General features: G+C 65.5%; 11 protein-coding genes. 8 read left to right on the forward strand and 3 right to left on the reverse strand.

Annotated elements, in window-relative coordinates:
• Positions 1-228 precede the first annotated feature (228 nt).
• Positions 229-1,227, reverse strand: coding sequence for a glycoside hydrolase family 43 protein (locus EAH73_RS08780; RefSeq protein WP_140466119.1), 999 nt, complete (start codon positions 1,225-1,227; stop codon positions 229-231).
• Between the two features lie 186 nt (positions 1,228-1,413).
• Between EAH73_RS08780 and EAH73_RS08785 the strand changes: the two genes are divergently transcribed.
• The gene (locus EAH73_RS08785; protein WP_140466120.1) at positions 1,414-3,411 is read left to right on the forward strand and encodes a sialate O-acetylesterase; all 1,998 of its coding nucleotides are present in this window, start codon (positions 1,414-1,416) and stop codon (positions 3,409-3,411) included.
• A gap of 163 nt (positions 3,412-3,574) precedes the next feature.
• On the opposite strand, the gene EAH73_RS08790 is transcribed toward EAH73_RS08785, so the two are convergent.
• Positions 3,575-4,450, reverse strand: coding sequence for a helix-turn-helix domain-containing protein (locus EAH73_RS08790; protein ID WP_140466121.1), 876 nt, complete (start codon positions 4,448-4,450; stop codon positions 3,575-3,577).
• 300 nt (positions 4,451-4,750) lie between these two features.
• On the opposite strand from EAH73_RS08790, the gene EAH73_RS08795 reads away from it, so the two are divergent.
• From EAH73_RS08795 to EAH73_RS08820, 7 genes are all read left to right on the forward strand, one after another.
• Positions 4,751-6,055, forward strand: coding sequence for a glycoside hydrolase 5 family protein (locus EAH73_RS08795; RefSeq protein WP_140466122.1), 1,305 nt, complete (start codon positions 4,751-4,753; stop codon positions 6,053-6,055).
• Between the two features lie 21 nt (positions 6,056-6,076).
• Entirely contained in the window at positions 6,077-7,210 is a 1,134-nt protein-coding gene (locus EAH73_RS08800; RefSeq protein WP_140466123.1) for a glycoside hydrolase family 26 protein, read from the forward strand.
• Positions 7,211-7,305: 95 nt separating this feature from the next.
• The gene (locus tag EAH73_RS08805; protein ID WP_140466124.1) at positions 7,306-9,138 is read left to right on the forward strand and encodes a sodium:solute symporter family protein; all 1,833 of its coding nucleotides are present in this window, start codon (positions 7,306-7,308) and stop codon (positions 9,136-9,138) included.
• A gap of 121 nt (positions 9,139-9,259) precedes the next feature.
• Positions 9,260-10,492, forward strand: a complete 1,233-nt coding sequence (locus EAH73_RS08810; protein WP_140466125.1) for a glycosidase — start codon at positions 9,260-9,262, stop codon at positions 10,490-10,492.
• Between the two features lie 79 nt (positions 10,493-10,571).
• Positions 10,572-11,738, forward strand: coding sequence for an AGE family epimerase/isomerase (locus EAH73_RS08815; protein WP_140466126.1), 1,167 nt, complete (start codon positions 10,572-10,574; stop codon positions 11,736-11,738).
• A gap of 64 nt (positions 11,739-11,802) precedes the next feature.
• Entirely contained in the window at positions 11,803-13,455 is a 1,653-nt protein-coding gene (locus EAH73_RS23020) for a hypothetical protein (RefSeq protein WP_161599486.1), read from the forward strand.
• A 47-nt stretch (positions 13,456-13,502) separates the two neighbouring features.
• The gene (locus EAH73_RS08820; RefSeq protein ID WP_161599487.1) at positions 13,503-15,068 is read left to right on the forward strand and encodes a glycoside hydrolase family 28 protein; all 1,566 of its coding nucleotides are present in this window, start codon (positions 13,503-13,505) and stop codon (positions 15,066-15,068) included.
• 187 nt (positions 15,069-15,255) lie between these two features.
• Here EAH73_RS08820 and EAH73_RS08825 read toward each other — a convergent pair whose 3' ends face one another.
• The gene (locus EAH73_RS08825; protein ID WP_140466128.1) at positions 15,256-15,435 is read right to left on the reverse strand and encodes a hypothetical protein; all 180 of its coding nucleotides are present in this window, start codon (positions 15,433-15,435) and stop codon (positions 15,256-15,258) included.
• Positions 15,436-15,736: the final 301 nt, after the last annotated feature.

Genomic DNA, 15,736 nt, shown 5'->3' on the forward strand with positions numbered 1-15,736 from the left:
TTGACGCAGCATCTTTTACTTCAACTGTCCCACACCTTTTGATGCGCTCCAATCGGAGCAACGACGCGGGAGAGGTGCTTCGGCAGGCGCAGCACAACCACCTTTTTGACGGTCTGCTTATTTTACGCTCAACTACCTAGCCCGCCCCCTTTTGGTCACAACAGGGCCCCCGGCTGCGTATGCTGCCGGGGGCCCTGTTGTGACCAAAAGGGGGCGGGCAGTTCGGCCTTATTTCAGGGGCTGGGCGGCCACGCCTTGGGTGGTGATTTTGACGGGCAGGATGCGGCCGGCCTTGTCGAAGTGCATCTCGTCGATGCATACCTCGCGGTGGTTGCCGTCGGCGTCGCCGAGCGGGTGGCGGTGGTAGGCAATGTACCAGCGGTCGGTTCCCGGCACCTGGATGACGGCGTGGTGGCCGGCCCCGGTGCCCACTTTGAGGTCTTGGGCCAGGATTTTACCCACCCGCTGGAACGGACCGAACGGCGAATCGCCCACGGCGTAGGCCACCGAGTAGTCGGGGCCCGTCCAGCCGCCTTCGCTCCACATGAAGTAGTACTTGCCCTGGCGGCGGAACATCACGGGGCCCTCCACGTAGCCCTGGGGCGTGATGGACTTGAACGTGGTACCGTCGGCGAAGGGCACGAAGCCCGTGAAATCGGCCTTGAGCTGGGCAATGTTGCAGTGCCCCCAGCCGCCGTAGATGAGGTAGTATTTCCCGTCGGCGTCCTTAAACACGAACTGGTCGATGGGCTGGGCCCCGTGCTCCACGGTGCCCACCAGCGGCTTGCCCAGGTAGTCTTTGAAGGGCCCGGCCGGGTTGTCGGCCACGGCCACGCCGATGCCCCCCGGCGGCTCGTTGGGCTTCTCGGGGTGGTAGTCGTTGGCCCCAAAAAACAGGTAGTACTTCCCGCCCTTCTCCACGATGGCGGGGGCCCACATGGCGCGGTGGGCCCATTTCACGCGGGCCGTGTCGAGCACGTGCGGATGCTTGGTCCAGTGCACCAGGTCGGGCGACGAAAACGCATCGAGGTACACCTGCTGGTTGTAGGGGGCCGAAAAAGTGGGATAAATCCAGTATTGCTTCCCGAAGATGGCCGCCTCGGGGTCGGCGTACCAGCCGGGAAAAATGGGGTTGTGGGCCGCCCGGGCGGGCGGGGGCGTAGCCTGTTGAGCCCGGGCGGCGGCAGGGGCGGCCAGCAGGGCAGCCAGCAAAAGCGCGTGTTTCATGCGGCGTGGAAAGGGGAAGGAATGGGGCCCCAAGGTATTCACCACGATTCGAAAAGCCCCCGGCGGGGCCCCGGCGCGGGGCCGGCCGCTATGCGTTTTGGTCAAAAAAATACCAGTATTATTCTGCCTGCCTGGCCGATCTTCGCCCGGGCTTAGTGCCCGCTCTTCGCCCCTAGCCCGCCCGCCATGCCCACCCACCGTTTGCGCCTGCTTCCTTTCGTTTTGCTGGGCCTGGCCGCGCCCGCCGCCCGCGCCGCCGTGCGCCTGCCCGCGCTGGTGGGCAGCCACATGGTATTGCAGCGCGACCGGCCAGTGCCGGTCTGGGGCTGGGCCGCGCCGGGCGAAAAAGTAACCGTCACGTTCCGGGGCAAGGCCTACCCGGCCACGCCCGGCGCGGGCGGCCGCTGGCAGGCCACGCTGCCGGCCACGCCCGCCGGGGGCCCCTACGCCCTAGCGGTGCAGGGCAGCAACCGCATCGAGCTGACGGACATCCTGGTGGGCGACGTGTGGCTGGCCTCGGGGCAGTCCAACATGCAGTTCAAGGTGAAGGACAGCAACGTGGGCGGCTACCAGCCCACCGACAACGCCGACCAGGAAATTGCGGCCGCCAACTGGCCCAAAATCCGCGTGTTCACCGTGAACCAGGCAGTGGCCTACCGGCCCCAGGCCGAGGCCGCCGGCAGCGGCTGGCAGGTGTGCAGCCCGGCCACGGTGGCGCAGTTTTCGGCGGTGGCGTACTTCTTCGGGCGCGCCCTGTACCAGCAGTACCAGGTGCCGATGGGCCTGCTGGTGAGCAGCTGGGGCGGCACCCCGGCCGAGGCCTGGGTGAGCGCCGCGGGCTTAAAAGCCTTCCCCGAGTTTGGCAAAACGGTGGCCGACTTTGCCAGCCGCCCCACCGACCTCGCCGCCGACCAGCAGGCCTTCGCAGAGCAGCAACGCACGTTTTCTCAAAACCTGGCCGCCCACGACCAGGGCTACCTGCCCGGCGGCAAAACCTGGGCCAGCCCCGATTTCGACGCCCGCGCCTGGCCCACCATGGCCGTGCCCGGGGCCTGGGAAAGCGCCCCGGCCCTGGCCGACTACGACGGCGTGGTGTGGTTCCGCAAGGAAATTGAGCTGACCGCCGCCGACGCCGGCCGCGACCTAACCCTGGCCCTGGGGCCCATCGACGACGCCGACAGCACCTGGTTCAACGGCGTGAAGGTGGGCGGCACCACCGGCTACGACCAGCCCCGCACCTACCGCGTGCCCGCCGCCCTGGTGCACCCGGGCCGCAACGTGGTGGCCGTGCGCGTGGTGGACACGGGCAGCGGCGGCGGCCTGATGGGGCCCGCCGAAGCGCTGCGCCTCACCACGCCCGGCCGCACGCTAGCCCTGGCGGGGCCCTGGCAGTACCAGCCGGGCGTGGCCCCCGGCCTGGTGCCCAAGCCGCCCGTGGCCGGTGGGGCCCAAAACGCCCCCACGGCCCTCTACAACGCCATGATTGCTCCACTCGAACCGATGGCTTTCAAGGGCGTCATCTGGTACCAGGGCGAGAGCAACGCCGGCCGCGCCGCCCAGTACCGCACCCTGTTCCCGGCGCTCATTGCCGACTGGCGCGCCCACTGGGGGCCCCAGTTGCCGTTTTTGTTCGTGCAACTCGCCAACTTCCAGCCCGCCCAGCCGCAGCCCACCGAGTCGGCCTGGGCGGAGCTGCGCGAAGCCCAGGCCGGGGCCCTAAAACTGCCCCGCACCGGCATGGCCACCGCCATCGACATCGGCAACCCCGCCGACATCCACCCCCACAACAAGCAGGAAGTGGGCCGCCGCCTGGCCCTGGCCGCCCGCCACGCAGCCTACGCCGATAACCAGGTGGTGTACAGCGGCCCCACCTACGCCAGCCAGGCCGTCGCGGGCCCCACCATCCGCCTGAAATTCGCCCAAACCGGCGCGGGCCTGCAAGCCAAGGGCGGGGCTCCGCTGCAAGGCTTCGCCGTGGCCGGAGCCGACCGTCAGTTTCACTGGGCCACGGCCAAGTTGGTAGGCAACGAGGTGGTGGTGCAGAGCGCGCAAGTGCCCGCGCCCGTAGCCGTGCGCTACGACTGGGCCGACAGCCCCAACGGCAACCTATACAACAAGGAAGGCTTGCCCGCCGTGCCCTTCCGCACCGACACCTGGCCGGGCACCACGGAGGGCCGCAAGTAGCCCGTAGCATGGGCGTTGCGAGTCCGCACGGTTGAACAAGCTCAACGCACTACAGCGCGGACTTTGTGGTCCGCGGCGCTGCCCGGTCGCCCAACGATAATCGACAGGACGAAGCGAGAGCCGCGGACCACAAAGTGCGCGCTACAGCGCGTTGAGCCGCTATTCAAATGAAAATGCGGGTGCCCGAGAAGTTGCCGCGGAACTCCTTGGGTGTGCAGCCCTTGCGCTTTTTGAAGGTGCGGTTGAAGTTGGAAATGTTGTTGAAGCCGCACTTATAGGCCACTTCGGCCACGTTGTGGGTGGTTTCGATGAGCATGCGCGTGGCGTGGCCCAGGCGAATTTCGTTCAGGCTGTCGATGAACGTGCTGCCGATGCGCTTTTTGATGAAGCGGCTGAACGAGGCCACCGGCATATTGGCCACCTTGGCCACCTCCGTGAGCGTGACGGCGCGGCTGTAGTGCAGGTTCATGTACTCAAACACCTTCTCGATGCGGCGGCTGTTGTAGTTAAGTTGCTCGTGGTTGGAGCTGGCGTCGGAGAGCGTGCGCATGTTGCGCGACGTGGACAGGTCGTGCAAGATGGAGAGCAGTTCCAGCACCGAGTCGAACCCGTTTTTCTGGCCCAGCGCCAGGATGCGGGGCTGGAGCCGCTCAATGGTGTCGCGCGAGAACAGGATGCCCCGCTGCGCCTTCTCAAACATCGTTTTGATGAAGCTGAGCTGGTTTTTGCGCAAAAACCGCTCCTCAAACAAGTCCTGGTGGAACTGGATGGTGAGCTCCCGGATGTCCTCGGTTTCGCATTTGTGCGTGAACCAGGCGTGGTACAGGTTGGGCCCCACCAGCACCAGCTCCAAATCGTCGATGGCCTCGATGTGGTCGCCCACGATGCGTTTGGCACCCTTGGCGTTTACGATCAGATTTAACTCGTACTCCTCGTGGAAGTGCAGCGGGAAGTCGAACTTCTTCTTAATGCGGGAAAATAGCGTGAAGCAGTCGCTTTGGGTGAGCGGCGTGATTTCACGCATGATGTCGGGCTTCATGGCAGGGCGGGCGGGAGAGTTTGCGTCAATAAAAGTACAGCCGGCGGCGAAAATTCTATCAGTCCGCAATCCTTTGCCACGCAGGGCAAAAGAACATATTTTATTATCCAGCAGCCCTGTTTGAATATATTAGGGCTTTGGGCGGAGCGTGATGCTGCAATAGCATACAAATAAATGACCTTATAGTATTACGAATTGCTCATCGATTGCGGGACCTTTGTTTCCTTGGCGCCCGCCAATTTCTGGGCGTTGTTTTCCCTCGTTTTCATTCCTCGTCCGGGGCCCTCACACGGTTTTTGCATGAACAAGTTTTTTCGGTGGAGCGGCGCGGCAGTGGTGGGCCTGGCCCTGGCCACGGGGGCCCTGGGGGCCCCGGCGCCGGCGGGCTTCGTGCAAGCCAAGGGCACGCAGTTCACCCTCGACGGCAAGCCCTACCGCTACATTGGGGCCAACTACTGGTACGGCGGCTTGCTGGCCACCCAGGGCCCCGCCGGAAAGGCCCGCCTGGCCCAGGAGCTGGACTTCCTCAAGCAGCACGGCGTGGCCAACCTGCGGGTGATGGTGGGCGCCGAGGGCCTGAGCAGCGGCTACCAGTACCGGGTGCTGCAGCCGCTGCAGCCCACGCAGGGGCAGTTTGACGAGAACATCATGGCCGGGCTCGACTACCTGCTGGCCGAGTTGGGCAAGCGCCAAATGAAGGCCGTGCTGCACTTCACCAACACCTGGGAGTGGAGCGGCGGCCTGGGCCAGTACCTGGAGTGGAACAACTACACCGGCCAGCCCCTGCCCAAAAACCCCGGCTATACTTGGGACAAGTACCGCGCCTACATCGCGCAGTTCTACGGCTGCGCGCCGTGCCAAGACGCCGTGGCCACCTACATCCGCTACGTGCTGGCCCGCACCAACAGCCTGACCGGCCAGCGCTACACCGCCGACCCGGCCATCATGGCCTGGGAAATCATCAACGAGCCGCGGCCCATGCTGCCCGCCGCCAACCCCGCCTTCGAGGCCTGGATGCGGCAGACGGCGGCCCTGGTAAAGTCCATCGACCCGAACCATTTGCTGACCACCGGCAGCGAGGGCGTGATGGCCTACGACGGCGACCAAGGCGTATTCGAGCGCCTGCACGCCGACCCGCACATCGACTACCTCACCATCCACATCTGGCCTAAAAACTGGGGCTGGTTCCGCGACACGGCCACCGCCCAGGGCTTCCCGGCGGTGCTGGCCCGCACCAAGGCCTACGTGGACCAGCACGTGGCCGTGGCCGCCCGGCTGCGCAAGCCGCTGGTGGTGGAAGAGTTTGGCCTGCCGCGCGACGGCCAGGTGTTCACCCTGGGGGCCCCCACCGCCCTGCGCGACCAGTACTACGGGGCCCTGTTTGGCATGGCCAAGGGCAACACGCCGGCCAGCCGCGTGATTGCGGGCTACAACTTCTGGGCCTTTGGCGGGGCGGCGCGGCCGGTGTCGGGCCAGGTGTTCTGGAAGCCCGGCGACGCCTACATGGGCGACCCCGGCGGCGAAGAGCAGGGCCTGAACTCGGTGTTCGACGCCGACCAATCGACTTGGGCCGTGATTGACCAGTACACCAAAACGCTCCGCTAACCCTTCGCTAATCCACCGCCCATGAAGCTGTTCCGCACTTTTGCGCTGGCCGTCGCGGCCGCCGCGCTGGCCCTGGGGGCCCAGGCGCAAGCCCCGGCGCCCATCGCCGACCCGGCCGCCACGCCCGCCACCAAGCTGCTGCTGGCCAACTTGCACCGCCTGCTGCCCCGCGGCGTGATGTACGGCCACCAGGACGACCTAGCCTACGGCATCACCCAGGACGCCAAGATGTGGAAGGGCGACGCCAACCGCTCCGATGTGAAAAGCACCGCCGGCGCTTACCCGGCCGTGTTTGGCTGGGAGCTGGGCCACCTGGAGCTGGATAGCGCCCGCAACCTCGACGCCGTGCCGTTTGCCAAAATCCGCAGCTACGTGCAGCAGGCTTATGCAATGGGGGCCGTCAACACCATCAGCTGGCACCTGGACAACCCGCACAACGGCAAAACCGCCTGGGACACGGCCCGCACCGTGCCGTTCATTCTGCCCGGGGGCCCCGACCACGCCAAGTACGTGGCCTACCTCGACCGGGTGGCCACCTTTTTGGGCAGCCTGAAGGGACCCCAGGGCGAGGCCATCCCGGTCATCTTCCGGCCGTTTCACGAGCACACGGGCTCGTGGTTTTGGTGGGGCAAAAAGGAGTGCACCCCAGCCGAGTTCACGGCGCTGTGGCGCTTCACGGTGGACTACCTGCACAACCAGAAGCAGTTGCACAACCTGATTATTGCCTACTCGGCGTCGGACTTTGCCGACGAGGCCGACTACCTGGAGCGCTACCCCGGCGACGCCTACGCCGACGTGCTGGGCTTTGACGATTACGTGAACGGCAAGGACGTGGCCAAGTTCCAGCCCGGCATGGCCCGCAAGCTGGCCCTGCTCACGCGCATCAGCAAGGCCCACGGCAAGCTGCCGGCCGTCACCGAAGTGGGCTACGACGGCGTGCCCGACCCCGCCTGGTGGACGAAAACCCTGCTCCCGCTGCTCAAGCAATACCCCGTGTCGTACGCCCTCACCTGGCGCAACGGCGACCCGGTGCACTTCTTCACCGCCCACCCCGGCCAGGCCAGCGCCGCCGATTTCAAGCAGTTCTTTCAGGACAAGCGCACCCTTTTCGCCAACCGCCTGGGGCCCCTGCGCCTCTACACCAAGCCGATTTAGCCCGTTCTTTTAAGCCGTTCCGCGCGCCCTGCGGAACGGCTTTTTCAACAAGCCCCCAGCCAATAACCCTTGGCCGCCGGCTTACCATTTCCCTGATGAAATTACATTTAATTGACCTCCTGATCATCGCGGCGTATTTGCTGACGACGGTGTTCATCGGCGTGTACTACAGCAAAAAGGCGCGCGAAAACAAGGACAGCTACATGCTGGGCGGCCGCACGCTGCCCTGGTACAAGCTGGGCCTGAGCGACGCCTCCGACATGTTCGACATCAGCGGCACGATGTGGATGGTGAGCCTGTGCTTCGCCTACGGCATGAAAAGCATCTGGATTCCGTGGCTCTGGCCGGTGTTCAACCAGGTGTTTCTGATGATGTACCTCTCGCGCTGGCTGCGCCGCTCGGGCGCCAGCACCGGGGCCGAGTGGCTGGCCACGCGCTTCGGCACCAAGGGCCCCGGCGTGCTGGCCTCGCACCAGGTGGTCATCGCCTTTGCCCTGCTCAGCTGCCTGGGCTTCCTGGCCTACGGCTTCGTGGGGCTGGGCAAATTCGTCGAGATTTTCATCCCCTGGGAGCTAGTGAAAGGGTACGTGCCCTTCGCCGTGGCCCCACAGTACGTGCCGCACGTGTACGGCATCGTGTTCACGCTCTTTGCCATGTTCTACGCCATCGTGGGGGGCATGCACAGCATCGTGCTCGGCGACATGATTAAGTACGCCATCATGACGGTGGCCTGCGTGGCCATTGCCGTCATTGCCTACACCAACCTGCAGGGCAAGCAGTTGGCCGTGCCCAACGGCTGGTTCAACCCCTTCTTCGGCTGGCGGCTGGGGCTCGATTGGTCGAAGCTCATCCCGGAAGTGAACAGCAAGATTGCCAGCGACGGCTACTCGCTGTTCGGCATCTTCTTCATGATGATGGCCTTCAAGGGCGTGTTTGCCTCGCTGGCGGGCCCCGCGCCGAACTACGACATGCAGAAAATCCTGAGCACCCGCTCGCCCGAAGACGCCAGCAAGATGAGCGGCTTCGTGTCCATCATCCTGCTGCCGATTCGCTACTCGCTCATCATCGGCCTCACCATCCTGGGCCTGCTCTATTACCACCAGATGAACCTGAAGGCCCCCGACGGGACCATCGACTTCGAGCGCATTCTGCCGCTCACCATCAACAACTTTTTGCCCGCCGGGCTGGTGGGCCTGGTGCTCACGGGCCTGCTGGGGGCCTTCATGGGCACGTTCAGCGGCACCGTGAACGCGGCCCAGGCCTACATCGTGAACGACATTTACCTCAAGTACGTGAACCCCCAGGCCCCCACCGGCCGCATCATTTCGATGAACTACCTGGTGGGCGTGGTGGTGGTGGCCGTGGGCGTGGCCCTGGGCTTCATCGCCAAAGACGTGAACACGGTGCTCCAGTTCATCGTGTCGGCGCTCTACGGCGGCTACATCGCCTCCAACGTGCTGAAGTGGCACTGGTGGCGCTTTAATGCCACGGGATTTTTCGTGGGCATGCTCGCGGGCATCGTGGCGGCGCTGGTGTTCGGGGCCCTCATCCCGGCCGCCAACCTGCTGTACTGGTTCCCGCTGCTGTTCGGCATTTCGCTCACGGGCTCCATCGTGGGCACCTATATGTCGCCGCCCACCGAGGCCGCGGTGCTCCACTCGTTCTACAAAACGGTGCGGCCCTGGGGCTTCTGGGGCCCCGTGCTGGCCCAGGTGCAGGCCCAGGACCCCGGCTTCCGGCCCAACCCCAACTTCGGGCGCAACATGTTCAACATTGTGCTCGGCATCGTGGCCCAGCTCTGCCTCACCATCCTGCCCATGTACCTGCTGCTGAGCCAGCACGTGCCGCTGGCCATCACAATCGCCATCCTGGTGGTGGTGGGCCTCATCCTGAAAAAAACCTGGTGGGAGCGCCTCAGCGACGACTAGCCTTTGCGGGCCGCTGGCGCGTGGCGCCGTCCGGCGGCCTTTTTTGCCCGGTGCGCCTCTCCCCCGCTTTTGTACTATCCCATTAACTCCCGGCCGCGCCGGGGCCCCAGCATTTTTTTCCATGGCCTCCCCTGTATTCAACCGCCGCCTGCAGCAGCTGCAAGCCCACCACGACCAGCTCGTGCACCGCGCCAACCCCCGCGAGGAGGCCGGCAACGGCATTTTTGACCGCTACGCCCACCCCGTGCTCACGGCCGCCCACGCCCCGCTGGCCTGGAAGTACGACCTGAACCCGGCCACCAACCCCTTCCTGATGGAGCGCATCGGCGTGAACGCCACGCTGAACGCGGGGGCCCTGAAGTGGCACGACAAGTACGTGGTGGTGGCCCGCGTGGAGGGCAACGACCGCAAGTCGTACTTCGCCGTGGCCGAAAGCCCCAACGGCGTGGACAACTTCCAGTTCTGGGACCGCCCCATCACCATGCCCGAAACCGCCGAGCCCGACACCAACGTGTACGACATGCGCCTAGTGGCCCACGAAGACGGCTGGGTGTACGGCCTGTTTTGCACCGAGCGCCGCGACCCCGCCGCCTCCGACGCCGACCAATCGGCCGCGCTGGCCAAGTGCGGCATCGCCCGCACCAAGGACCTCGTGGCCTGGGAGCGCCTGGCCGACCTCACCACCAACTCGGCCCAGCAGCGCAACGTGGTGCTGCACCCCGAGTTCGTGGACGGCCAGTACGCGTTTTACACCCGCCCGCAGGACGGCTTCATTGAGGCCGGTTCGGGCGGCGGCATCGGCTTCGGCCTGTCGCCGTCCATCGAAAACGCCACGGTCATGCAGGAGGTCATCGTGGACAAAAAGCAGTACCACACCATTTCGGAGCTGAAAAACGGCCTGGGGCCCGCCCCCATCAAAACCGAGCAGGGCTGGCTGCACCTGGCCCACGGCGTGCGCAACACCGCTGCTGGCCTGCGCTACGTACTGTACGTGTTCATGACGGACTTGCACGATTTGACGAAGATTACCCACAAGCCGGCTGGTTATTTCCTGGCTCCGGAGGGCGACGAGCGGGTGGGCGATGTGTCGAACGTGGCTTTCGGCAACGGCTGGATTGCCGAGCCCGACGGCCGCGTGTTCATCTACTACGCCTCCTCCGACACGCGCCTGCACGTGGCCACCACCACCCTGGCGCAGCTGCTCGACTACGTGGTGAACACCCCCGAAGACGGCCTACGCTCGGCCACGTCGGTGCAGGCCATCAACGCGCTGGTGGACCGCAACGAGACCTTTCTGGGCGGCTCCGACGTGGCCGCCCACGCCGTGGCCCACGTGGTGGCCAAGAGCCTGTAACCTTTGTCGTACCCGTCGCCCGCTGCGGCCGCTCCCGCTTTTGGGGGCGCCCGCAGCGGGCGATGCTTATTGTAGCCGCATGTACCAAGCCGCCGATTTTCAGCGCGAACTTGACCGCATCCTCTCCTACTGGGCCACCCGCGCCGTGGACCCCACCGGCGGCTTCTACGGCCGCCTCGACGCCGACGACGCCGTGGTGCCGGGGGCCCCCAAGGGCGCGGTGCTCAACGCCCGCATCCTGTGGACGTTCGCAGCCGCCTGCAACCACGCGCCCGATCCCGCGCGCCTCGCCCTGGCCCGCCGCGCCTACGACTACATCCGCCAGCACTTCGTGGACGAAGAATTTGGCGGCGTGTACTGGACTGTGGATGCCCAAGGGGCCCCGCTCGACACCAAAAAGCAGGTGTACGCGCTGGCCTTCACCGTCTACGGCCTGGCCGAGTACTACCGCGCCAGCGGCGACGCGGGGGCCCTGGCGCTGGCCCAGGCCCAGTACCGCGCCATCGAAGCCCACAGCTTCGACGCGGCCCGGGGCGGCTACCTGGAGGCATTCGCGCGCGACTGGCAGCCGCTGGCCGACCTGCGCCTGAGCGCCAAGGATGCCAACGAGAAGAAGACCATGAACACCCACCTGCACGTGCTGGAGGCCTACGCCAACCTGTACCGCGCGTGGCCCGACGCCGGCCTGGCCCAGCAAATCAGGGCCCTGCTGGGCGTGTTCGACACGTATATTATCGACCACGGCACGCACCACTTGCAGCTGTTTTTCGACGAAAATTGGGCGTCAAAGTCCGAAGTCGTTTCCTACGGCCACGACATTGAGGCCGCCTGGCTGCTGCTCGAAGCCGCCGAGGTGCTGCGCGACGACGCCCTCGTGGCCCGCCTCCGGCACCTGGCGGACCCCATGGCCGCGGCCGCCGCCGAGGGCCTCGACGCCGACGGGGGCCTCAGCTACGAGCTGGAGCCCGGCCACCTGGTGCGCGAAAAGCACTGGTGGGTGCAAGCCGAGGCCCTTGTGGGTTTTCTGAACGCCTACCAGCTCACCGGCAACCCGCAGTTTATGAACTACTTCGACGGCGTGTGGCAATTCGCCCAGGCCCACATCCTCGACCAGCAGCACGGCGAATGGGTGTGGGGCGTGGAAGCCGACCACGCCCGAATGGCGGGCCAGGACAAGGCTGGCCTCTGGAAGTGCCCGTACCACAACGGCCGCGCTTGCCTCGAAATCCTGCGCCGCAGCGCCTGAACTTCAATTGTTTTCCTAGATATTTGGCGCCATGGATAGAAGGAATTTTCTTCAAATTTCCGGCTTGGCGCTAGGAAGTTTAGTAACGCAGGCCGCCATGGGGGCCCCGGCGGGCCCCGCCGAAACCGTGGAATTGCCCACCCGCGTGCTCGTGCGGCTCGGCCCCGGCCCGGAGGCGCAGGCCCTGGTGGCGTCCGACGGCCTCCGCACCTGGACCCACCGCGACGTGACGGTGCGCCTCACGCCCCAGGCCGGCGGGGGCCTGGCGGTGGCAGTGCAGTCGCCCACCCTGCCCCTGCACGCCGTGCAGCTGCACTGGCGCTACGCCGTACCAGCCGCGGCCACCGTGCTCGGCGACGCCTGGGAACGCACCTACGGCGACGTGCAGTTTCAGCCACCTGCCCTGGCCCGCAAGCTGCCCTGGTACCTGGTGCAGCACGACCCGCGCACCGGCCGCACGGCTTGCTTTGGGGTGCGCACGGGGGCCCGCGCCATGTGCTACTGGCAGGTGGGCGGCGGCCAGCTACAGCTGACGCTCGACACCGAGAGCGGCGGGGTGGGCGTGCGGCTGGGGGCCCGCACGTTGGCCGCCGCCGCGGTGCTGGCCACCACCGGCCGGCCCGGCGAAAGCGCCTTCGCCGCGGCCCATCGCTTCTGCGGCCTGATGAGCCCGGCCCCGCGGCTGCCGCGCCAGCCCGTGTACGGCATCAACGACTGGTACTTTGCTTACGGCAACAACTCGGCCGACCTCATTTTGCAGCACACCCGGCTGCTGGCCGACTTGATGCCAGCCGGCGACAACCGGCCATTTTCGGTTATCGACGCGGGCTGGGCGGCCTACGCCCCCGAGCTGCCCAACGATGGCTCATGGAACGACGACTTCTCGCGGCCCAACGCCAAGTTCCCCGACATGAGCAAGTTGGGCAACGACATCCGGCAGCTGGGCATGCGGCCGGGGCTGTGGATGCGCCCGCTCTGCGCCAGCCACACCACGCCAGCCAACCGGCTACTGCCCCGCATTCCGGGCCGCAACGACCCCAAAAGGCCCGTGCTCGACCCCACCATCCCCGAGAACCTGGCCGGCATCCAACGTAATTTTGCCACCTACCAAGCGTGGGGCTACGACATGGTGAAGCACGACTTCAGCACCTACGACCTGCTGGGCCGCTGGGGCTTCGACATGAAAGACCGCCTCACGCCCGCCGGCTGGCGCTTCCACGACGACACCCGCACCACGGCCGAGATTGTGCTGGCCCTGTACCAGGCCATCCGCGACGCGGCGGGGCCCCTGTACATCATCGGCTGCAACACCGTGGGCCACCTCGCAGCGGGCCTGTTCGAGTTGAGCCGCACCGGCGACGACACCAGCGGCCAGGAATGGGACCGCACCCGCAAAATGGGCGTCAACACGCTGGGCTTCCGGCTGGTGCAGCACAACCAATTTTTTGCCGTCGATGGCGACTGCGTGGGCATCACACCCAAGGTGGCGTGGGAACGCAACGAGAAATGGCTGCGCTTGCTGGCCGGCAGCGGGGCCCCGTTGTTCGTGTCGGCGCAGCCGGAAGCCATCGGCGCCGCCCAAAAAGAAGCCCTAAAAGCCGCTTTCGCCCAGGCGGCGCGCCCGCAGCCGGTGGGCGAGCCCCTCGACTGGCTCACCGCGCTATGCCCCACCCAGTGGCGGCTCGACGGCAAAACCACGGCCTTCGACTGGAGCTAACCGGCCCACGCTCCGGCCGCGCGTCCGCCTTTCTCAACCCACCCGCCGTGTCCTGCTTATTGCTTGCCCTGTCGTTGCTGTTGCTGCCGGCCGCCGGGGCCCTGGCCCAAACGTATTCCGTGCGTGACTACGGGGCCCTGGCCGACGGCAAAACCCTGGTCACGGCCGCCATCCAGCGGGCCATCGATGCTTGCAACCGCGGCGGGGGCGGCACCGTGGAAGTACCGGCCGGCACATACATCGTGGGCACGATTGCGCTGAAAACCAACGTGAACCTGCACTTGGGCAGCGGGGCAGTGCTCCGGGGCAGCGCCAACCTGGACGACTACCTCGCCTACACCCTGCCGGGGTACGGGCGCAACCGCTACGGCATCCTCTACACGGCCAACGCCGCCAACGTGGCCCTCACCGGGCACGGCACCATCGACGGCAACAACGGCGTGTTTTACGACTTTGACCAAGCCAAAAAGCTCGACACCGCCGCCACGCGCTACACCCGCCAGCGCGGCAACTTCCGCCGCTTGCCCGCGGGCGAAGACATCGGCGACGGGCCCGTGGTGCCCAAGGACCGGCCCCGGCAGATGGTCATCTTTTCGCAGTGCGTGAACGTGCGCGTCGCCGATGTGTCGCTGCTCAATTCGCCGTTCTGGACGCTGCACTTTGCCGATTGCGACGCCGTGAACGTGGACGGCATCCGCCTGTGGACCAATTTCTTGGTACCCAACGCCGACGGCATCGACGTGACCAGCAGCCGCAACGTGACCATTGAGAACTGCGACATCCGAGCCGGCGACGACGCGCTGGCCATCACCGGCTACGACCACCACTTCGAGTTGCCGGGCTTCACGGGCGTGCGCCACGCCTGCGAGAACATCAACGTCAGCAACTGCAACCTGCAGTCGTATTCCAGCGGCATCCGCATCGGGTTCCTGGACCAGAACGTGGTGCGCAACGTCAACGTGAGCAACTGCAACATCACCAACTCGACGCGCGGCATCGGCATTTTCCTGCGCGACGAAGGCTCGTTGGAAAACCTGACGTTCACCAACATCCGCATCGAAACCAAGCTGCGCACCGGCGACTGGTGGGGCAACGGCGAACCCATCCACATCTCGGCCGTGCGGGGCAAGGAAAACGTGCGGCTGGGCCACATCCGCAACGTCACCTTCACCAACGTCAGCTGCCGGGCCGAAAACGGCATCTTGCTCTACGGCAGCGCCGAGAGCCCGCTGCAAGACATCACCTTCAACAACCTGAAGCTGGAGTTCGTCGATAGCCCGCTCAACGACGTGGCCGGCGGCAACGTGGACCTGCGCGGGGCCCTGGGGGCCCCAACCAGTCTGTTTGCCCGCGACATCCCCGCCTTCCTGGCCGAGCACGTGCACGGGCTTATCCTCACCGATTTTAAGCTGGACTGGACAAAACCCCGGGCCACTTTTCTCACCAACGGCGTCGAAGTCAACCACTTCAAAAACGTGCGAATCGGCCACTTCGTCGGCACCGGGGCCCCCAACAACCTCACCGCCCGCCCTGTGGTGCTGCGCGACGGCACCGCCGCCACCGTGGACCGTCCCAAGGCCGATGTGCAGCGCCGCGACGTACGCAGCCGCTAACCCTTTACTACCCCACCGGCGCCCCAGGAGGAAGCTGAAACCCCATTTTTGGTTGCTAAAAGGCCCGGCACCCGCCGGCCCCAGTGGGGCCGGCGGGTGCCGGGCCTTTTAGCAACCACCCAGCGCCATCGGCACTGCGGGACACTGCGAATATATAATTTATCTAATTCTATTTATTGCGCAGCCGTTACTCAGCGGTAACCAAGCGAAAATTCAAAAATCCAAAAGCCATTGTGACCAAAGCACTGCCGCGGAAGAAGTAGTTTATCACCGTGGGCACGTCAAAAAAGTGGTTTAACACCATGTTAACGATAAAAATACCCATTCCCATTACCAGCATCAGGTGCGAAAGCGTGAACTTCTTCATAAGGGTGACTTTAATTTAGAATAAACAGGATATGTCCAACACCACGCAGTGCAATCGTATGTGTCGTCCCAAATGTAAACAAAAATGTAACACGGCAAAGAAAATAACTTGTCTCCGAAATATAATTTAATCCGGAGCAGTGCCTCACTGCTGACTTTAGAGCGCATTGGCGCGCTACTTTGGGCGGCGGGGGCCAGCGGCCAGGGCCGGCCTTGCGGGCACCCGGGCGAAACCCCACTTTCTTTGCACAGCAGTTGCGCTGGGGCCCCACCGGCACGGGGCCCCGGCGCCTGCCTGCGGT

The organism is Hymenobacter nivis (genome assembly GCF_006439025.1).
GTDB lineage: Bacteria > Bacteroidota > Bacteroidia > Cytophagales > Hymenobacteraceae > Hymenobacter > Hymenobacter nivis_A.

Excerpts from the sequence above, each read along its gene's own strand:
- EAH73_RS08790 (WP_140466121.1), bottom strand. The coding sequence starts at position 4,450 with ATGAAGCCCGACATCATGCGTGAAATCACGCCGCTCACCCAAAGCGAC.
- EAH73_RS08785 (WP_140466120.1), top strand. The coding sequence starts at position 1,414 with ATGCCCACCCACCGTTTGCGCCTGCTTCCTTTCGTTTTGCTGGGCCTG.
- EAH73_RS08795 (WP_140466122.1), top strand. The coding sequence starts at position 4,751 with ATGAACAAGTTTTTTCGGTGGAGCGGCGCGGCAGTGGTGGGCCTGGCC.
- EAH73_RS08815 (WP_140466126.1), top strand. The coding sequence starts at position 10,572 with ATGTACCAAGCCGCCGATTTTCAGCGCGAACTTGACCGCATCCTCTCC.
- EAH73_RS08810 (WP_140466125.1), top strand. The coding sequence starts at position 9,260 with ATGGCCTCCCCTGTATTCAACCGCCGCCTGCAGCAGCTGCAAGCCCAC.
- EAH73_RS08805 (WP_140466124.1), top strand. The coding sequence starts at position 7,306 with ATGAAATTACATTTAATTGACCTCCTGATCATCGCGGCGTATTTGCTG.
- EAH73_RS08800 (WP_140466123.1), top strand. The coding sequence starts at position 6,077 with ATGAAGCTGTTCCGCACTTTTGCGCTGGCCGTCGCGGCCGCCGCGCTG.
- EAH73_RS08780 (WP_140466119.1), bottom strand. The coding sequence starts at position 1,227 with ATGAAACACGCGCTTTTGCTGGCTGCCCTGCTGGCCGCCCCTGCCGCC.
- EAH73_RS08825 (WP_140466128.1), bottom strand. The coding sequence starts at position 15,435 with ATGAAGAAGTTCACGCTTTCGCACCTGATGCTGGTAATGGGAATGGGT.